This is a genomic window from Chelativorans intermedius, assembly GCF_025398255.1.
In the GTDB taxonomy this organism is placed as follows: domain Bacteria; phylum Pseudomonadota; class Alphaproteobacteria; order Rhizobiales; family Rhizobiaceae; genus Chelativorans; species Chelativorans intermedius.
In genome coordinates, this window is sequence record NZ_JAODNW010000004.1 from 23,694 (window position 1) to 43,531 (window position 19,838).

General features: G+C 66.9%; 14 protein-coding genes. 10 read left to right on the forward strand and 4 right to left on the reverse strand.

Annotated elements, in window-relative coordinates; all coding sequences use genetic code 11:
• Window positions 1-29 precede the first annotated feature (29 nt).
• From NYR58_RS05455 to NYR58_RS05490, 8 genes are all read left to right on the forward strand, one after another.
• Entirely contained in the window at window positions 30-959 is a 930-nt protein-coding gene (locus NYR58_RS05455) for an ABC transporter permease subunit (protein WP_261519473.1), read from the forward strand.
• Window positions 959-2,377 carry a high-affinity branched-chain amino acid ABC transporter permease LivM gene (gene livM / locus NYR58_RS05460; RefSeq protein WP_378074684.1) on the forward strand — a complete coding sequence of 473 codons (1,419 nt, stop codon included), beginning with the start codon at window positions 959-961 and terminating at the stop codon, window positions 2,375-2,377. The genes NYR58_RS05455 and livM overlap by 1 nt, the downstream gene beginning before the upstream one ends.
• Window positions 2,377-3,378: an ABC transporter ATP-binding protein gene (locus tag NYR58_RS05465; protein WP_261519474.1), complete on the forward strand. Its 1,002-nt coding sequence runs from the start codon at window positions 2,377-2,379 to the stop codon at window positions 3,376-3,378. The genes livM and NYR58_RS05465 overlap by 1 nt, the downstream gene beginning before the upstream one ends.
• Window positions 3,375-4,109 (forward strand): ABC transporter ATP-binding protein, encoded by a 735-nt coding sequence (locus tag NYR58_RS05470; RefSeq protein WP_261519475.1) that lies wholly within the window; start codon window positions 3,375-3,377, stop codon window positions 4,107-4,109. The genes NYR58_RS05465 and NYR58_RS05470 overlap by 4 nt, the downstream gene beginning before the upstream one ends.
• Window positions 4,109-4,471, forward strand: coding sequence for a DUF6867 family protein (locus NYR58_RS05475; RefSeq protein WP_261519476.1), 363 nt, complete (start codon window positions 4,109-4,111; stop codon window positions 4,469-4,471). The genes NYR58_RS05470 and NYR58_RS05475 overlap by 1 nt, the downstream gene beginning before the upstream one ends.
• Window positions 4,472-4,619: 148 nt before the next feature.
• The gene (locus NYR58_RS05480) at window positions 4,620-5,720 is read left to right on the forward strand and encodes a branched-chain amino acid ABC transporter substrate-binding protein (RefSeq protein ID WP_261519477.1); all 1,101 of its coding nucleotides are present in this window, start codon (window positions 4,620-4,622) and stop codon (window positions 5,718-5,720) included.
• A 229-nt stretch (window positions 5,721-5,949) separates the two neighbouring features.
• Entirely contained in the window at window positions 5,950-9,411 is a 3,462-nt protein-coding gene (pyc, locus tag NYR58_RS05485) for a pyruvate carboxylase (RefSeq protein ID WP_261519478.1), read from the forward strand.
• Between the two features lie 72 nt (window positions 9,412-9,483).
• Window positions 9,484-10,656, forward strand: coding sequence for an MFS transporter (locus NYR58_RS05490; RefSeq protein WP_261519479.1), 1,173 nt, complete (start codon window positions 9,484-9,486; stop codon window positions 10,654-10,656).
• 9 nt (window positions 10,657-10,665) lie between these two features.
• On the opposite strand, the gene NYR58_RS05495 is transcribed toward NYR58_RS05490, so the two are convergent.
• Window positions 10,666-13,830, reverse strand: coding sequence for an efflux RND transporter permease subunit (locus tag NYR58_RS05495; protein WP_261519480.1), 3,165 nt, complete (start codon window positions 13,828-13,830; stop codon window positions 10,666-10,668).
• A 25-nt stretch (window positions 13,831-13,855) separates the two neighbouring features.
• Complete coding sequence (locus NYR58_RS05500; protein ID WP_261519481.1) at window positions 13,856-15,010, reverse strand: efflux RND transporter periplasmic adaptor subunit; 1,155 nt, start codon at window positions 15,008-15,010, stop codon at window positions 13,856-13,858.
• Window positions 15,011-15,298: 288 nt separating this feature from the next.
• Between NYR58_RS05500 and NYR58_RS05505 the strand changes: the two genes are divergently transcribed.
• A complete protein-coding gene (locus NYR58_RS05505) occupies window positions 15,299-15,952 on the forward strand; it encodes a TetR/AcrR family transcriptional regulator (RefSeq protein WP_261519482.1) in 654 nt (217 codons plus the stop codon).
• A gap of 98 nt (window positions 15,953-16,050) precedes the next feature.
• Here the strand turns inward: NYR58_RS05505 and NYR58_RS05510 are convergent, their stop codons facing one another.
• Both NYR58_RS05510 and NYR58_RS05515 read right to left on the reverse strand, forming a co-directional pair.
• Window positions 16,051-16,833: a 3-hydroxybutyrate dehydrogenase gene (locus tag NYR58_RS05510; RefSeq protein WP_261519483.1), complete on the reverse strand. Its 783-nt coding sequence runs from the start codon at window positions 16,831-16,833 to the stop codon at window positions 16,051-16,053.
• Between the two features lie 69 nt (window positions 16,834-16,902).
• Window positions 16,903-18,144: a Zn-dependent hydrolase gene (locus NYR58_RS05515; protein WP_261519484.1), complete on the reverse strand. Its 1,242-nt coding sequence runs from the start codon at window positions 18,142-18,144 to the stop codon at window positions 16,903-16,905.
• A 103-nt stretch (window positions 18,145-18,247) separates the two neighbouring features.
• Between NYR58_RS05515 and NYR58_RS05520 the strand changes: the two genes are divergently transcribed.
• Window positions 18,248-19,828 (forward strand): ABC transporter substrate-binding protein, encoded by a 1,581-nt coding sequence (locus NYR58_RS05520; RefSeq protein ID WP_378074685.1) that lies wholly within the window; start codon window positions 18,248-18,250, stop codon window positions 19,826-19,828.
• Window positions 19,829-19,838 lie beyond the last annotated feature (10 nt).

Here is a 19,838-nt window from a genome sequence, read left to right on the forward strand (position 1 = left end):
CGTCGCGGCGACATTCCGGGGAGAACTGCATGGAATATTTCCTCCAGCAGCTTATCAACGGGCTGACGCTGGGTTCCATCTACGGCCTCATCGCCATCGGCTACACCATGGTCTATGGCATCATCGGCATGATCAACTTCGCCCATGGCGACATCTTCATGATCGGCGCCTTCGTCTCGCTGGCCATGTTCCTGGTGCTGACGGCCGTTCTGGGTTTTGCCTTCCTGCCGGTGGTTCTGCTGATCGTCGTCATCGTGGCCATGCTCTTCACCTCCGCCTGGGGCTGGACGGTGGAGCGCATCGCCTACCGGCCGCTGCGCGGCTCCTTCCGCCTGGCGCCGCTCATCACCGCCATCGGCATGTCCATCGTGCTGCAGAACTTCGTGCAGATCACGCAGGGCGCGCGCGTCAAGCCGCTGCCGCCGCAGATCCAGGGTGGCATCACGCTCATGCAGGGCTCCACCGAGGCCGGGACCATCGTCGTGCAGCTTTCCTACATGCAGATCATCATCATCCTGACCACCGTGGTGCTGATGGCGATCTTCACGCTGCTCATCGCGCGCACGCCGCTCGGCCGCGCCCAGCGCGCCTGCGAGCAGGACCGCAAGATGGCGGCGCTGCTGGGCGTCAATGTCGACCGCACCATCTCGCTCACCTTCGTCATGGGGGCAGCGCTGGCGGCGGTGGCGGGGCTGATGTTCCTGCTGCTTTACGGGGTGATCGACTTCTATATCGGCTTCCTGGCCGGCATCAAGGCGTTCACCGCCGCCGTTCTCGGGGGCATCGGCTCCCTGCCCGGTGCCATGCTGGGCGGGCTGCTCATCGGCCTCATCGAGGTGTTCTGGTCGGGCTATTTCACGGTGGAGTACAAGGACGTGGCGGCTTTCTCCATCCTCGCCATCGTGCTGATCTTCCTGCCTTCCGGCCTGCTCGGCAAACCTGAAGTGGAGAAGGTGTGATGGCGAGCACCAGAACGGACGCGCCGGCATCGGATGGCAAGCCGGCGGCAGAAATGCCCGCGCAGGCTGCCCAGGGCAGGCTTGCGGCATCGCTGAAGGATGCCGCCGTGGCCGCCTTCCTGGCCGGCGTTCTCGGCTTCTTCTTCATCGGGCTGCGCACGGACATCGAGCCCGGCGGTCTCGAAATCACCATGCGCTGGACCGCCTGGGTCGTGTCGATCCTCATCGTCTTCGGCGGCAGGCTGGCGCTCAACCTGTTCGTCTTCAGGGCGCAGAGGCCGGCCACGGGCATCGTGGGCGCCGGGCTGTCGGGGATGGGCGAGGCGCTGCCCGGCCTTGGAAAGTGGCTGATGCGCGGCCTCTTCGTCTTTGCGCTGGTGCTGCCCTTCTTCTTCATGGCTGCCTTTCCCGGCAAGGACCGCCAGTTCATCGACCTCGCCATCCTCATCCTTACCTATGTGATGCTCGGATGGGGGCTGAACATCGTGGTGGGGCTCGCCGGGCTGCTCGACCTCGGCTATGTCGCCTTCTATGCGGTCGGGGCCTACTCCTTTGCGCTGCTTTCGCAGTATTTCGGTTTCGGTTTCTGGATGGCGCTGCCGCTGGCCGGCATCCTGGCCGCCTTCTGGGGTATCATCCTGGGCTTTCCCGTGCTGCGCCTGCGCGGCGACTATCTGGCCATCGTCACGCTCGCCTTCGGCGAGATCATCCGTGTCGTGCTGCTCAACTGGTACGAGTTTACCGGCGGGCCCGACGGCATCTCCGGCATTCCCCGGCCCACCTTCTTCGGGCTGGAGTTCTCGCGCGGGGATGACGGCTTTGCCGCCTTCTTCGGCCTCGACTATTCGCCGATCCACCGCTTCGTCTATCTCTACTACATCATCCTGGCGCTGGCGCTGATCACCAATGTGGTGACGATCCGCCTGAGGAAGCTGCCCATCGGGCGGGCCTGGGAGGCGCTGCGCGAGGACGAGATCGCCTGCCGCTCGCTGGGCATCAACACCCGCAACACCAAGCTGACGGCGTTTTCCATCGGCGCCATGTTCGGCGGTTTTGCCGGCTCCTTCTTCGCCACGCGGCAGGGCTTCATCTCGCCGGAGAGCTTCACCTTCCTGGAGTCGGCCATCATTCTCGCCATCGTGGTGCTGGGCGGGCTCGGCTCGCAGATCGGCGTCGTCATCGCCGCCATCGTCACCATCGGCGGCATCGAGATGCTGCGCAATCTGGGCTTCCTCACCCAGATCTTCGGTCCCGGCTTCGATCCCGTGCAGTACCGCATGCTGATCTTCGGCCTGGCGATGGTGTTCATCATGGTGTGGAAGCCGCGCGGGCTGGTGTCGACACGCGAGCCTTCCGCGGTGCTGAAGGAGAAGAAGCGCATAGGCGCAGACATGGTTGCACAGGGCGAGGGTCACTGATGGTTGCGGCTGCCGGGAAAGAAGCACCGACGGGGGGCGCTTCGGCGCGCTGGGAGAGCGATCCCATCCTGTCGGTGGAGCACCTGACCATGCGCTTCGGCGGGCTGGTGGCCGTGGGCGACCTGTCCTTCAACGCCGGGCGCGGCGACATCACCGCGCTCATCGGCCCCAATGGCGCCGGCAAGACGACCGTCTTCAACTGCGTGACCGGCTTCTACAAGCCGACGGAGGGGCGCATCGTCATGCGCCACGGTCCCGGCCGGCAGGCGGAGACGGTGGAAGAGGTCACCAACAGCGGGCTGCGCTGGAAGAAGGAGGGCGACAAGGGCATCTTCCTGCTCGAACGCATGCCCGATCACGAGATCGCCCATCGCGCCAAGGTGGCGCGCACCTTCCAGAACATCCGCCTGTTCGGCGGCATGACGGCGCTGGAGAACCTTCTGGTGGCCCAGCACAACCCGCTGGTCGTCGCCTCCGGCTTCACCGTGGGCGGCATTTTCGGCCTGCCGAGCTACCGCAAGGCGGAGCAGGCGGCCATCGAAAAGGCCGTCTACTGGCTGGAGCGCACCCGCCTCATCGACCGGGCCGACGATCCGGCCGCCGACCTGCCCTATGGCGCGCAGCGGCGGCTCGAGATCGCGCGCGCCATGTGCACGGACCCGCAGCTTCTGTGCCTCGACGAGCCGGCGGCGGGGCTCAATCCGCGCGAATCGGCAGAGCTCAACGAGCTCCTGAAGTTCATCCGCGACGAGCACGGCACCTCGGTGCTGCTGATCGAGCACGACATGGGCGTGGTGATGGAGATTTCCGACCATATCGTCGTGCTCGACTACGGCGTGAAGATCTCCGACGGCGATGCCGAGACCGTGCGCAACGATCCCAACGTGATCGCCGCCTATCTGGGTGTCGAGGAAGAGGAGGAGATCGACATTCCCGAGGTGCTGGAAGACGTGTCTGCAGCCGCCGGCAAGGCCGGCACCGGAAAGGGAGGCAAGGCATGAGCGGCCAGGCGGAAACCCTGCTTTCGGTGCGCGGTGTCGAGACCTACTACGGCAAGATCATCGCGCTCAGAGGTGTGGATCTGGAGGTCCGCCGGGGCGAGATCGTCACCATGATCGGCGCCAACGGCGCCGGCAAGTCGACGCTGATGATGACGATCTGCGGCGATCCCCGGGCACGCAGCGGCCAGATCGTCTATGACGGGCTCGACATCACCGAGATGCCGACCCACGAGATCATGCGCATGGGCATCGCCCAGTCGCCGGAAGGCCGGCGCATCTTCCCGCGCATGACGGTGATGGAAAACCTGCAGATGGGCGCCGCGCTCGTCGATCCGAAACATTTCGAGGACGACCTGAAGCGGGTCTTCGAGCTGTTCCCGCGGCTCAAGGAGCGGCTGCATCAGCGCGGCGGCACGCTCTCGGGCGGCGAGCAGCAGATGCTCGCCATCGCGCGTGCGCTGATGAGCCGGCCCAAGCTGCTGCTGCTCGACGAGCCGTCGCTCGGTCTGGCGCCGCTCATCGTCAAGCAGATCTTCGAGACGATCCGCGAGCTGAACGAGAACGAGGGGCTGACCGTGTTCCTGGTCGAGCAGAATGCCTTCCACGCGCTCAAGCTCGCGCATCGCGGCTATGTGATGGTCAATGGCGAGATCACCATGAGTGGCACGGGCGCGGAGCTTCTGAGCCGCGAGGACGTGCGCGCGGCCTATCTGGAAGGCGGGAGGCACTGATGGAGAACCAGAACGCGCTTCTGTGGGAAGTCACCTTCTGGGAGTTTCTCTTCGTCACCATCCTCCTGGCCGGCGGCGCGGCCTATCTGACGGGGCGCGCCATCGCGCGGGCCTGGCAATCCAACCTGCAGCTTGCCTTCTATATCGTGCTTCTGGCGGCGGCCACGCGCTTCATCCATTTCGCGCTTTTCAACGGCACGCTGCTCAGCCTGCACTACTATCTGGTCGATCTCGCCGTGCTCCTGGTGATCGCCTTTCTCGGCAAGCGGATCACGCGCGCCTGGCAGATGTCCACACAATACAACGCCTATTACGCGCGCAACGGCCTTCTCGGCTGGAAGGCGCGCGGACAGGGAGATTAACGATTAACCGGCAGCAGGTCTTTATTTCCGGCCAAAACTGGGATTTGATGCCGGTTAGGCGGGGCAGGGCCCCGCATTGGCTCAACCGGAAAGCCGACACCATTTCCGGAAAGCCGTGGGAACCTCTGGTGTTGATAGGGGAGAAGTCATGAAAAAGGCACTACTGGCTGGCGCAGCCCTCAGCCTCCTGATGAGCGGGTCCGCCTGGGCCGAGATCGTGATTGCGACGGCTGGCCCGATGACCGGGCAGTATGCGACGTTCGGCGAGCAGATGCGCGCCGGCGCCGAGCAGGCGGTCGCCGACATCAACGCGGCCGGCGGCATCAATGGCGAGATGCTGAGGCTGGAAGTGGGCGACGACGCCTGCGACCCGAAGCAGGCCGTGGCGGTGGCGAATCAGTTCGCCGGCCAGGGCGTGGTCTTCGTGGCTGGGCACTTCTGCTCCGGCTCGTCAATCCCGGCCTCGCAGGTCTATGCCGAGGAAGGCATCATCCAGATCTCGCCGGCCTCCACCAATCCGGCCTTCACGGATGAGCGCCCGGGCCCCGGCGTCTACCGCGTCTGCGGCCGCGACGACCAGCAGGGCGATGTGGCCGGCCAGTTCCTGATGGAAAACTTCCCCGACGCCAAGGTCGCCTTCATCCACGACAAGACGGCCTATGGCAAGGGCCTGGCGGACGCCACCAAGGCGGCCTACGAGGCGGCCGGCGGCACGCCCGCCCTCTACGAAGCCTACACCGCCGGCGAGAAGGACTACACCGCGCTGGTCTCCAAGCTGAAGCAGGAAGGCATCGACGTGCTCTATGTCGGCGGCTACCACACCGAGGCCGGCCTCATCGTGCGCCAGATGCGCGAGCAGGGCATGGACACGGTGCTGGTTTCGGGCGACGCGCTGGTGACCGACGAGTACTGGGCGATCACGGGCGAGGCCGGCGAGGGCACGCTGATGACCTTCTCGCCCGACCCGCGCAAGAACGAGATCGCCAAGCCGGTGGTCGAGGCGCTGGAGGCGGCCGGCAAGACGGCGGAAGGCTATGCCCTCTACACCTATGCCGCGGTCCAGGCCTGGGCGCAGGCCGTCACCACGGCCGGCTCCACCGACTATGACGCCGTGGTCGAGGCGCTGGACGCCGGCACCTTCGACACCGTGCTCGGCTCGCTGGAGTTCGACGAGAAGGGCGACGTCACCCTGCCGGGCTACGTCTTCTACGAGTGGCGGGACGGCAAGTACGATTATCTCGAACAGTAGGCCGTCTTCCCGGTTCCGTTTGCTGGCGGCCCGGCGCATCGCGCCGGGCCGTTCTGCATGGTGCCCCGGCGCTGGCGCAAGAAGGTTTGCACTGCAGCAACGCGCGCGCTAATTATGAAACCCTCTCGGGGGGTTCAGGCATCGCCGCTGCCCATGCGTTCCGCCGGTGGCGCTGCGGGTGTCGAGCGGGCTTGGACCCCGGACAATTCTCTTTGCCCGGAGTCTGCCAGTGCCCATCAAGAAGCTCCTCGTTGCCAACCGTTCCGAGATCGCCATCCGCGTCTTCCGCGCCGCCAATGAGCTGGGCATCAAGACGGTTGCCATCTGGGCGGAGGAGGACAAATACTCGCTGCACCGCTTCAAGGCAGACGAGTCCTACCAGGTGGGGCGCGGGCCGCATCTGGAGCGCGATCTGGGACCCATCGAGAGCTATCTCTCGATCGAGGAGGTGATCCGCGTCGCCAAGCTGTCCGGCGCGGATGCCATCCATCCCGGCTATGGCCTGCTGTCCGAAAGCCCGGAATTTGCCGAAGCCTGCGCGCAGCACGGCATCATCTTCATCGGCCCGAAGCCGGACACCATGCGCCGGCTGGGCAACAAGGTGGCGGCGCGCAACCTTGCGGTGGAGGCGGGCGTGCCCGTCGTGCCGGCCACCGAGCCGCTGCCCGACGACCTGGCGGCGGTGGAGAAGATGGCGGCCGAGATCGGCTTTCCCCTCATGCTCAAGGCTTCCTGGGGCGGCGGCGGGCGCGGCATGCGCGCCATCCGCAGGCCGGAGGACCTGAAGCGCGAGGTAACCGAAGCCAAGCGCGAGGCCAAGGCGGCCTTCGGCAAGGACGAGGTGTATCTGGAAAAGCTGGTCGAACGCGCCCGCCATGTGGAGGTGCAGATCCTGGGCGACGGCCAGAACGCCGTGCACCTGTTCGAGCGCGACTGCTCCATCCAGCGGCGCAACCAGAAGGTCGTGGAGCGCGCCCCCGCCCCCTATCTCGACGCGGAAAAGCGGGCAGAGCTGTGCGGCTATGCGCTGAAGATCGCGCAGGCCACGAACTATATCGGCGCAGGCACCGTCGAGTTTCTCATGGATGCCGACACCGGCGCCTTCTATTTCATCGAGGTGAACCCGCGCATCCAGGTGGAGCATACCGTCACCGAGGAGGTGACGGGCATCGACATCGTCAAGGCACAGATCCGCATCCTGGAAGGCAAGAAGATCGGCACGCCCGAGTCCGGCGTGCCCGCGCAGGCCGACATCAGGCTCAACGGCCATGCCCTGCAATGCCGCATCACGACCGAGGACCCGGAGCAGAACTTCATCCCCGACTATGGCCGCATCACCGCCTATCGCGGCGCGACCGGCTTCGGCATTCGGCTGGACGGTGGCACCGCCTATTCGGGTGCGGTGATTACCCGGTACTACGACCCGCTTCTGGAAAAGGTGACGGCCTGGGCGCCGACGGCGGAAGAGGCCATTCAGCGCATGGACCGGGCGCTGCGCGAGTTCCGCATCCGCGGCGTGGCCACCAATCTCACCTTCCTGGAGGCCATCATCGGCCATCCGCAGTTCCGCGAAGCCTCCTATACGACGCGCTTCATCGACGAGACGCCGGAGCTGTTCACCCAGGTCAAGCGCCGCGACCGGGCGACCAAGCTGCTCAACTACCTGGCGGACGTGACCGTCAACGGCCACCCGGAGGCGCGCGATCGCCCGCGCCCGAACCCGGACGCGGCGCCGCCGCGCGTGCCCTATATCGACGCGCCGATTCCCGACGGCACCAAGCAGCGCCTCGACGCGCTGGGCCCGGAGGGCTTTGCCAGGTGGATGCGCGACGAGACGCGCGTTCTCGTCACCGACACGACCATGCGCGACGGCCACCAGTCGCTTCTGGCCACGCGCATGCGCACCTTCGACATCGCGGCCATTGCGGGCGTCTATGCGCGGGCGCTGCCCGGCCTGCTGTCACTCGAATGCTGGGGCGGGGCGACCTTCGACGTGGCCATGCGCTTCCTGACCGAGGATCCGTGGGAGCGGCTGGCGCGCGTGCGCGAGGCGGCGCCCAACCTGCTTTTGCAGATGCTTCTGCGCGGCGCCAACGGCGTCGGCTACACCAACTACCCGGACAATGTGGTGCAGTACTTCGTGCGCCAGGCGGCGCGCGGCGGCATCGACCTGTTCCGCGTGTTCGACTGCCTCAACTGGGTGGAGAACATGCGCGTGGCCATGGACACGGTGCGCGAGGAAGGCAAGCTGTGCGAGGCCACCATCTGCTACACGGGCGACATTCTCGACCCCGACCGCGCCAAGTACGATCTCAAGTACTACGTCAATCTCGCCAGGGAGCTGGAGGCGGCAGGCGCCCACATCATCGCCATCAAGGATATGGCGGGGCTTTTGAAGCCGGCGGCGGCGCGCGTGCTCTTCAAGGCGCTGCGCGAGGAGACGGACCTGCCGCTGCATTTCCACACGCACGACACCTCCGGCATCTCGGCGGCCTCGGTGCTGGCGGCGGTGGAAAGCGGCGTGGACGCGGTGGATGCGGCGATGGACGCGCTGTCGGGCAACACCTCGCAGCCCTGCCTCGGCTCCATCGTCGAGGCGCTGAAAGGCAGCGAGCGCGATACCGGGCTCGATACGGAGTGGGTGCGCCGCATCTCCTTCTACTGGGAGGCGGTGCGCAACCAGTATGCCGCCTTCGAGAGCGACCTCAAGGGGCCGGCCTCGGAGGTGTATCTGCACGAGATGCCGGGCGGGCAGTTCACCAATCTGAAGGAGCAGGCGCGTTCTCTGGGGCTGGAGACGCGCTGGCACGAGGTGGCGCGCGCCTATCACGACGTGAACATGATGTTCGGCGACATCGTCAAGGTCACGCCATCCTCCAAGGTGGTGGGCGACATGGCGCTGATGATGGTGAGCCAGGACCTCACCGTGGCCGATGTCGAAAACCCGGACAAGGATATCGCCTTCCCCGATTCGGTGGTGGCCATGCTGCGCGGCGATCTGGGCCAGCCGCCGGGCGGCTGGCCGGCGGCACTTCAGAAGAAGGTGCTGAAGGGCGAGAAGCCGATCACGGTGCGCCCCGGCTCGCTTCTCAAGCCCGCCGATCTCGACGCCGACCGCAAGGAGCTGGAGGAGAAGCTCGGCCGCGAGGTCAGCGATTTCGAGTTCGCCGCCTGGCTCATGTATCCCAAGGTCTTTCTGGATTTCGTTTCCGCCGCGGAGAGCTATGGCCCCGTCAGCGTGCTGCCGACGCCGGTCTACTTCTACGGCATGGAGCAGGGAGACGAGATCTTCGTCGATATCGAGCGCGGCAAGACCCTCGTCATCCGCTGCCTGGCCGTGGGCGAGCCCAACGACAAGGGCATGGTGACCGTCTTCTTCGAGCTGAATGGCCAGCCGCGGCGCGCCAAGGTGCCCGACCGGCGCCACGGCGCGGCGGGTACGGCCGCGCGGCGCAAGGCGGAGGCCGGCAATGAGGGGCACATCGGCGCGCCCATGCCCGGCGTGGTCTCCTCCGTTACCGTCAGCGCCGGCCAACCGGTCAAGGCCGGCGACGTGCTCCTGTCCATCGAGGCGATGAAGATGGAGACGGCCATCCATGCCGAGCGCGACGGCACGGTGGCGGAGGTGCTGGTCAAGGCGGGCGACCAGATCGACGCCAAGGACCTGCTGCTGGTCCTCGAAAATGGCTGAGCTGGTACAGGACCGAAACGATTAAATCGATTTAGGTTAGGCTCGTTCGAGTGCCAGCCCCGGTGGATCGCCATGTCTGAAAATCCTGCGCGTGCGGGCCGGTGGGCCGTCGCGGCCTGCTTCTTCGTCAACGGTTTCATGGTGGGAAGCTGGGCGCCGCAGATCCCGCTTCTGGTCGGGCGCTTCGGGTTCAGCGAAACGGTGCTGGGCCTGCTCATCCTTCTCTTCGGCGTCGGCGCGGTGGTGTCAATGCCGGTGTGCGGCTGGCTTATCGGCCGTCATGGTTCGCGGGCGGTTCTGCGCGTCTCCGGCCTGCTTTGCGCTGCCGCGCTCCTGCTCGTCGCCGCTGCGTCGGCCGTCCCGACGCTGATTGCCGCGCTTGTCTTCTTCGGCGTGTTCCTGGGCGCCATGGATGTCGCCATGAACTCCAACGCCGTGGTGGTGGAGCGGCGGCTGCAGCGGGCGATCATGTCTTCCTCGCATGGCTTCTGGAGCCTTGGCGGGTTCGTCGGCGCGGGCGTGGGCGGTGTTCTGGCCGAGCGCTGGGGGCATCTGGGCCATGCCGGCGCCGTCACGCTGGTGGCGCTGGCGCTGGTGCTTGCCGCCATGCCGAAGCTGATCGTCGAGCGCAAGCCGGCGGTGGCCGGCGGCGGCTTTGCCGGATTCCCGCGCAGCCCGCTCGTCTATCTCACCGGCATCGTGGCGTTGTTTTCCATGGTGCCGGAGGGCGCGGTTCTGGACTGGGCAGCCCTCTACCTGCGCCAGGAGATGGGCGCCGGGCTGGCCGAGGCCAGCCTTGCCTTCACCGCCTTTTCCGGCGCCATGGCCTTGATGCGCTTTCTGGGCGACAGGGTGCGCAACCGGCTGGGCGCCGTGGCCACCATGCGGCTGTCGGGCGCGGTTGCGGCCGCCGGAATGCTGGGAGCCGGGATGGCGCCCTCGCCGCTGCTTGCCACGCTGGCCTTCGCGCTGGCCGGGCTCGGCATCGCCAACATGGTTCCCATCGCCTTCTCCGCGGCGGGCAACCAGCCGGGCATCTCCTCCGCCGCCGGCATGAGCGTGGCCACCACGGTGGGCTATTCCGGCCTGCTGGCCGCGCCCTCGCTGGTCGGCTTCGTCGCCGAGCGCACGGGCTTTGCGCCGATCTTCATCGCCTTTTCGGCGCTTCTGGCCGTGGTGTTCCTGATGGCCCATCTGGTGCGCCCGGCCGACGGGATCGCCTCGCAGCCGGCAGCCGGCACCTGACGGACATCGTCATTCCGCGGCTTTCGGGAAAGGCGTCTGCGCCGCGTCCCGCGCATCGTCCTCTTCGTCCTGCCGGCCTGCGCCACGGCGCACCAGCCGGGCGAGCAGGCTTCCACGCTTCTCGCCCGCCGGCCGCCGCTCGCGCGTGAAGACCATCAGGGCGGCGGGCGTCACGATGAGCGTGAGCACGGTGGCGAAGCTCAGCCCGTAGACGATGGCGCCCGACAGCGAGATCCACCACTGCGTGGAGGGCGCGCCGATCGTCACCTCGCGGTCCAGAAGCTCCAGCCCGAGACCGAAGGCGATGGGCAGCACGCCGAGCACGGCGGAGATCGCCGTCAGCAGCACCGGGCGGGCGCGCTCGCGGCAGGTCTGGATGATGGCGTCATACTTGTTCATGCCTTCTTCGCGCAGCCGGTCGTAGGTGTCGATCAGCACGATGTTGTTGTTGACCACCACGCCGGCAAGCGCGATGACGCCGATGCCCGACATGACGATGCCGAAGACCTGCCCAGTGATCAGCAGGCCGAGCAGCACGCCCATGGTGGCCATCACCACCGTCATCAGCACCAGGAAGACGCTGGTGAACTTGTTGAACTGGGCGAGCAGCACCACGAAAATGAGGAAGATCGCCGCGCCGAACGCCTTGGAGAGGAAGGACGCGGCGGCATCGCTCTCTTCGCTGGAGCCGGCCAGCTTCCAGCGCGTGGCGCCAAGGTCCATCTCGTTCAGCGCCTGGATCACCTGCTGCTGCACCGCCGCCTCCTGGTAGCCGCTGGCGATGTTGGCCGTCACGGTGATGGTGCGCCGGCCGTCGATGCGGTTGAGGATGCCGGTGCTGCGCTGCGGCTCGCGGGTGACGAAGTTGAGGATGGGCACCGGGCCCTGTGCCGTCTGCACGCGAAGCTGGTCCAGCGTCGAAAGCGTGCGCCGGTCCTCCGGCAGGCGCAGGCGGATGTCCACCGCATCGTCCACGCCGGCGGGGCGGTATTCGGAAAGCTTCAGCCCATTGGTCACGAGCTGCACCACCGTGCCCACCGCGACGGGGCTCACGCCATATTGCGCGGCCTTGGCGCGGTCCACCCGGATGGCCCAGTCGACGCCCGGCGGCGGCAGGCCGTCGGAAATGTCGATCACGCCGTCTATCCCCCGCAGCATTTCGGAAACCGCCCTGGCCTGTTCGTCCAGCCCCTGCGGATTGACGGCGGAAAGCTGCACCTGGATGGGCTGGCCCGTGGGCGGGCCGGCATCGGGCACGCGCACTTCCACCTCGACCCCCGGCATGCCGCCCATTTCGGCGCGCAGGTCGTCCAGGATCTCGCTTGCCGGCTTGCGCTGCCGCCAGTCGATGAACTCGTATTGCAGGACACCGATCACGTCCTCGTCGATGTCTTCGCCGCCGCCGCGCGTTTTGCCCACGCGGGTGTAGACGGTCTTGATGCCCGGCCAGCCGATCAGCTTCTCCTCGGCGGGGCGCACGAGGCGGTCCATCTCCTCAAGCGAGAGATTGCCGCGCGCATGCACATACATCAGGCCGTATTCGGGCTCGACCTCGGGGAAGAACTCCACCCCCGCGCCATATCGCGTGTAGGCGAACTGCACGCCGACCAGCAGCGCGATGGTCAGAACCAGCACCGTCTTGGGAAAGCGCACCACCTGCCGCACGAAGCGGATGTACCAGCCGTCGGGTTGCGGCTCCTCCTCGACATGCGCCTTGCCGAAGATGGCGCCCAGGCTCGGCGTGAAGACGAGCGCGTAGAGCATCGAGGCCGACAGCGTGACGATCAGCGTGATCGGCAGGTACTTCATGAACTCGCCGACGATGCCCGGCCAGAAGAGCAGCGGCGAGAAGGCGGCGATGCGGGTGAAGGTGGCCGCGGCCACCGGCCCGGCCATGCGCTTGGCCGCCAGCTCGAACGCCTGGGCGCGCGGCATGCCCTCGCTCATGCGCCGCTCTGCGAACTCGGTGACGATGATGGCGTCGTCCACCAACATGCCCACGGCGAGGATGAGGCTGAACAGCACCACCATGTTTACCGTGTAGCCGGCGATGGCCAGGGCGAAGATGCCCATCAGGAAGGAGGCCGGCACGGCCAGCCCGATGAGAACCGAGGAGCGGCCCGACAGCATGTAGAGAACGACGATGAAGACCAGGATCACGGCGATCATCACGTGGTTCTGCAGGTCGCTCAGCATGTCGCGGATGAAGACCGACTTGTCCTGGCTGAACGTGACCTCCGCGCCCTCGGGCAATGTGGCGACGAACTCCTGCGAGACGGCCTTCACCGCGTCGACCGTCTCGACGAGATTAGCGCCGACGCGCTTCTTCACCTCGATGGCGATCGCCTTGCGGCCGTCGAGCCGGGTGATCGTCTCGGCATCGGTGAAGGTGGAGCGGATGGCCGCCAGGTCGCGGGCGCGCACCACCGCGTCCTGCGTGGCCACGATCGGCAGGTTCGCGATGTCCTCCACATCCTCGATGAGCGACGGCACCTTGACCGCATAGCGGCCCTCGCCGCCCTCCAGCGCGCCGGCGGCCACCAGGCTGTTGGAGGCGTTGACGGCGGAGATGAGCTGGTCGAGCTGCAGCCCGTAGGAGGACAGCTTGACCGGGTCGATGATGATCTCCACCAGCTCCTCGCGCGCGCCCTGCAGGGAGCCTTCGAGAACGCCGGGAATCTCCTCGATGCGGTCGCGCAGCTCGCGCGCGGCGGTGGTCAGCGCCCGTTCGGGCAGGTCTCCCGAAAGGGTGACGACCAGCACCGGAAACTCCGAGACGTTCACCTCGTTGACCGTCGGCTCGTCGGCGCCCTCGGGCAGGTCGCGCTCGGCATCGGAAACCTTGGCGCGCACGTCGTCTATGGCGTTGGAGAAGTCGTAGCCCGCCTGGAACTCGATCAGCACATAGCCGCCGCCCTCATAGGCCGCCGAGCGCATCTCCTTGACGCCCTCGAGTCCCTTGAGCGCCGTCTCGATCGGCCTCAGCAGCAGGCGCTCGGAATCCTCCGGCGAGATGCCCTGATAGCTGAGGCTGACATAGATGACGGGGATCGGAACGTCCGGCTCCGCCTCCTTGGGAATGTCCATATAGGCGATGGCGCCGGCCACCACGAAGAACAGCAACATGGACAGCGTGAGCCGCGCGTTGCGTATGGCAAGTCGAACTATGTCCATCGGTCGCTGTTCCCGTCCATGCGGATTAGCGCTGCATCGCCTTCTGAACGGCCGGGCCGCCGGCAAGGTCGCGCAGCGTCTCCTCGTCGGCCATCACGGCGTTCACGGTCTCGCCCTCGGTCACGAGGTCCTGGCCGGCCACGATGATGCGGGCATCGGCGGGAATGCCCGCCAGATAGAGGGCGCCCGGCGTGTCGTCGACGATGTCGATGGGATAGAAGTGCACGACGCCCTCGGGGTCCACGGCGCGCACGCCCAGCTCTCCTTCGGCATTCAGGGTGATGACGGAGCGCGGCAGGGCGACCGTCTCCACGCTCTGCGTCAGCAGGTTGATCTCGGCCGTCATGCCGGCCGGAATGCGCCGGTCGGGATTCTCGATCATCACCTCCACGCGGTAGGTGCGGGTCTGGGGCGAGGCGGCGCGGCTGACATGGCGGATCCGCCCGTTCAGCGTCGCGCCGGTCACCAGGCGCACCTCGGCCACGTCGTCGCGCCGGATGTCGCCGAGGTTGCGTTCGCTCACCTCGCCGACGGCCAGAATGGGATCGAGCTGAAGAAGCGTCGCCACCTTGTCGCCCTGCGTCAGCGCGGTGCCCTTTTCGGTGTGTACCGCGTCGATGACGCCGGAGAAGGGCGCGCGCACGCTGATGCGGTCGAGCTCGGCCTTCGCCGTTTCGAGCGCGGAGCGGGCGCTGGCCACGGCGGAGCGTGCCTCCCGCAGGCGCAGGCGGGCGATGTTGCCGCTGTCGGCCAGCCGCTCGGCGGCCTCGGCCTCGGCCTCGCGCTGTTCCAGCAGCTGGCGGGCCGACTCCACCGCCACATCCTTGCCTTGCGGGTCGAGCCGCATGATGAGGTCGCCCTCGGCCACCAGGTCGCCCTCGCTGAAGGGCAGCTCCTCGACAATGCCGGTGGCGCGCGCCGCCAGCACGGTCTCCTTGTGCGCCTCCGTGCGCCCGGAGATGCGGATGGTGCGCGCATGTTCCAGGCGTGGCGGCCGCGCCACCTGCACGGTCTTGAGCGTGGCGGGGCGCTCAGCCGCCTTCTCGGCTTCGGCCTTGCGCGCAGCCTCGGCCTCCTGGCTGGCGCTGCCCACGGAGGAAAACTCCCCGGTGGCGATCCAGGCAGCGGTTGCGACCAGCACCAGGATGGCCGCAATTCTGTGGTACTTGATCTTGGGCATAGCGATTCCCAGTGCTCTGGATCCTTGCCGGAAAATCCGACCCGATATGGGGGCGGCGCGCGGGCAATTCAATCTCACCACAAAAGTGGCGTAATCCTTTACTGCGAGTGTGCATTGCAAAAAAGCGGCACGCCCCGTCACTCCTGACAACGGATTGTCACCATGGTTCCGGTCGCGGGTTCCGCTCGTGCACTGCCGCGCGAAAACGCTGCCCGGGGCAGGCCGCGCGCGAGCGGGGACAGATTGACAAAATCCGTTATTTTGTCAACAACCAATTCAGCGATGGTGATGAACAACAGGCAAACGATAAAGAACGAGCGGGCGGAGGATCCGAGGCGGGCGCGCATCGTCGAGGCGGCGATGCCGGTCTTCCTGGCCTATGGCTTTTCGCGCACGACGATGGACGACATCGCGCGGGCGGCGGAGATGTCGCGTCCGGCGCTCTATCTGTTCTTCCGCAACAAGGCCGACATCTTCCGCGCCGCCTGCATGGCCACGCTGGAGCACGCGCGCGCAAGCGCCTGCGACGTGCTGGAGGGAGAAGGGCCGCTGGAGGCGCGGCTGATGCAGGCGCTCGACCAGGCGCTTTTCCGGCTCTTCCGGCAGATCGAGGATTCGCCGCATGGCGAGGAGCTGGTGGATGTCAACCACGCCATCGCCTCGGACGTGGTGGCGGCCTGGGTGCGCGAAATGGTGGCCTGCTTCGCCACGGCCATCGACAGGGAGGCGCGCCAGCGCGGCGTGCGGCTCGCGCGGCACGGCCTTTCCGCCGAGGCGCTGGCGGAAATGCTGTTAGACGTGCTGGAGGGGTTGAAGTCGCGCGGCGTGTGCGGCACCGCCGCCGAAGCGCGCGCCGGCCAGTTCGTCACCCTCATCGGCATTGCGCTGCGGGCGCAGCCGCCGTCGGAGGCCCCGCCCGCAGAGGCCGGCGCGCCGTGCTAAAGCATTTTGCAGCCGGATGGAATCATCTGGCGTCGCACAAATACGGCAAAAACAAAGAGATGGACCGGATCAGCGTTTCAATGAAACGATGAACCGGTCTAGCGGGCGGTCCAGCCGCCGTCGACCGAAAGCGTGGTGCCGGTAATGAGCGCAGCATGCTCCGAGCACAGGAAGACCGCTGCAGCGCCGATCTGCTCGACGGTGGCGAAGTCGCGGATCGGCTGCCTGGCGAGCATCACCTCGCGCACCACCGTGTCGCGGTCCATGCCGTGGGCTTCCATCTGCTCGGGGATTTGCGCCTCCACCAGCGGCGTGAGCACATAGCCGGGGCAGATGGCGTTGCAGGTGACGTGATGGTCGGCAAGTTCCAGCGCCACCGTCTTCGTCAGGCCGACAATGCCGTGCTTGGCGGCGATATAGGCCGACTTGAAGGGCGAGGCGCGCAGACCGTGGGCGGAGGAAATGTTGACGATGCGCCCCTTGCCCTGGCGCTTCATGTGCGGCACGGCGGCGGCGATGGTGTGGAACGCCGAGGTGAGATTGATCGCCAGGATGGCGTCCCATTTCTCGACGGGAAACGCCTCGATCGGCGCCACATGCTGGATGCCGGCATTGTTGACGAGGATGTCGAGGGCGCCGAAACGCTCCACCGTTTCCTCCACGAGGCGTCGGCATTCCCCGCCCCTTGCCATGTCGGCGCGGATATAGGCCGTCTCGACGCCGAACTCGCGGGCGATGCCCTCGGCCAGCGCGCGCTCCTCCTCCCCCTCGGTGAAGGAGTTGAGAACCACGTTGCAGCCGTCGGCGGCGAGCGCGCGGGCGATGCCGAGCCCGATGCCCGAGGTGGATCCGGTAACGATGGCGGTTCTTGTCTTGCTCACGGAAAATCTCTCCCTGCCGAACGGCGGGGATGGTATTGCAACGCAGCATGGCTGCCAAGCTGCCTTGCCTCAGGCCGCAAGCTCCATGGCCGCGTGCATGAGCAGGCTGGCGCCCGCCTCGATGTCGGCCCAGTCGGTCTTCTCCTGCGGCGCGTGGCTGATGCCGCCCACGGAGGGCACGAAGAGAAGGCCGGCACGGGTGACGGACGCCATGACCTGCGCGTCGTGGCCGGCGCCGCTCGCCATCAGGGGCGCGTCGAGGCCGAGCTTGCCGGCCGCCCGCCGGAAGGCGGCGACCACGTCGGGGTGGCAGGGGGAGGGGGGCAGCCAGCTCGTCTCCTCGATGGAAACGGAAAGGCCGTACCGCGCCGCCGCGGCCTTCAGATGCGCCCGTGCGCCCGCCGCCAGCGCCCGCATCACCCGCTCTTCCATGTCGCGCGCCACGAGGGTGAACTCGGCCGCGCCCGGCACGGTGTGTGGGAAGTTCGGCTCCACCACCACCTTGCCGATGGTCACGCGGCTGGCCGCGCTGCCGTGCTGCCGTATCAGCTCGGGAATGGAATGGGCGAAATCGGCCAGTCCCATGAAGGCGTCGCGGCGCATCTCCATCGGCGTGGTGCCGGAGTGATTGGCCTCGCCGGACAGGTGCACCGTCCAGTTGAAGACACCCGAAATTCCGCTGACGATGCCGACCGGCTTGCCCGCGGCCTCCAGGACCGGCCCCTGCTCCACATGCAGTTCCAGAAAGGCGTGGATGGAGCCTTGCGGCCGCTTCGCGTCGAGCGCGGCCAGCGGGTCGAGTCCCTGGGCGCGCATGGCATCGGCAAGCCGCGTCCCCGCCTCGTCTTGCGCCGTCTCCAGCCATTCGCGCGTCACCTGGCCGGCCAGCGCCTGGGCGCCGAACATGCCACCGAAGCGTCCCTCCTCCTCGGCGGTGGCGATCACCTCGACGGGCCGGGCCGGGGCAAAGCCCGCCTCCCTCATGGCGCGCACGCTTTCAAGCGCGGCAAGCACGCCGAGCGCGCCGTCGAACATGCCGCCGTCGGGCACGCTGTCGAGATGCGAGCCCAGCATGAGAACCGGCCCGCTGCCCGCTTCCCAGCGCCCCGAGAGATTGCCCGCCCCGTCCATGGAGACGGATAGCCCCGCCGCCTCCATCAACCCGGCGACGAAGCGCCGGCCTTCCATGTCGGCATCGGAAAAGCTCAGCCGGTCGATGCCGCCGGTCCTGGGATTGCGGCCGATCTGCCCCAACCTTTCGAGGTCGCCACGCAGGCGCGCAAGGTTAATGCGGGGGGCGGTGCCGGTCATGCTGGGTTTCCTGCCGGGGCGAAATTCATCCTTGCATATTTATCATGATAAATTACGATCTCAATCCGCAATCCAACTCCGAGGGGAAACAGTGGAGGCTGTCATGACAGGAATTTCGCGCGCGCTCAAAGGCGCGCTGGCGGCGCTGGCCATGGCCGGTTTCGCCGTCTCGGGCCTGCAACCGGCCGCGGCGCAGACCCCGCCGAACGTTCTGATCGTGGGCCAGATCGCCGAGCCGAAATCGCTCGATCCGCACGCCGTGACGGCGGTCAACGATTTCCGCATCCTGATGAACGTCTATGACGGGCTGGTGCGCTATCGCGACGGCACGCTGGAGGTGGAGCCGGCGCTGGCGACCGGCTGGGACATCTCGGAGGACGGCAAGACCTATACCTTCCGCCTGCGCCAGGGCGTGACCTTCCACGACGGTTCCCCCTTCAACGCGGAGGCGGTGAAGTTCAACTTCGACCGGATGCTCGACGAGAACCACCCCTATCACGACACGGGCCCGTTTCCGCTTGCCTTCTTCTTCTCCGCGGTGGAGGCGGTGACGGTGGAGGACGAGCATACGGTCACCTTCACTCTCAACGAGCCTTATGCGCCGTTCCTGTCCAACCTCGCCTATCCGACGGGTCTCATCGTCTCGCCGGCGGCGGTGGAGGAGCACGGCAAGGATTTCGGCCGCCATCCCTCCGGCACCGGGCCGTTCCGCTTCGTGGAGTGGCAGAGCAACACCCGCGTGGTGGTGGAGCGCAACCCGGACTACTGGGACGGCGCTCCCGCGCTGGAGGCGGTGGTCTTCCGCCCCATCACCGATGCCAACACGCGGGTGGCGGAGATGCTGGCCGGCGGCATCGACCTGATGGTCGAGGTCCCCCCGGACAACATCGCCCGCTTCGCCGAGGACCCGGCGTTCAAGGTCCATGAACAGGCCGGGCCGCATGTCTGGTTCCTGATCCTCAACATGAAGGAGCCACCCTTCGACAAAAAGGCGGCGCGCCAGGCGGTGAACTACGCCATCAACAAGCAGGCGCTGGTGGAAAACGTGCTGCAGGGCACGGCCGAGATCGCCGCCGGCCCCACGCCGCCCGCCTTCGCCTGGGCCTATAACGAGGCGCTGGAGCCCTATCCCCACGATCCGCAGAAGGCCAGGGAGCTTCTGGAAGAAGCGGGCTACAACGGCGAGGAGGTCGTCTTCTATGTCACCGAAGGCGGCTCGGGCATGCTCGACCCGGTGGCCATGGGCACGGCCATCCAGGCCGATCTCGCCGCCGTGGGCATGAATGTGAAGATCGAGACCTATGAATGGAACACCTTCCTCGGCGAGGTCAATCCGGGCCTGGAGGGCAAGGCGGACATGGCGGAGATGGCGTGGATGACCAACGATCCCGACACGCTGCCCTATCTTACCCTGCGCACCGACGCCTTCCCGGAAAATGGCGGCTTCAACTCCGGCTACTATTCCAACCCGGAGGTGGACACCATTCTGGAGCAGGCGCGCCAGGCCACCGAGCAGGAGGAGCGGGCCGCCCTCTACAAGCAGATGCAGGAGATCGTGCACGAGGACGCGCCCTGGGCCTTCGTCGCAAACTGGAAGCAGAACGCCGTCTCCACGGCACGGGTGGAGAACTTCGACCTGCAGCCGTCCTTCTTCCTCCTGCTGAAGGACGTCGCCAAGCCGTAAGCCACGCGGG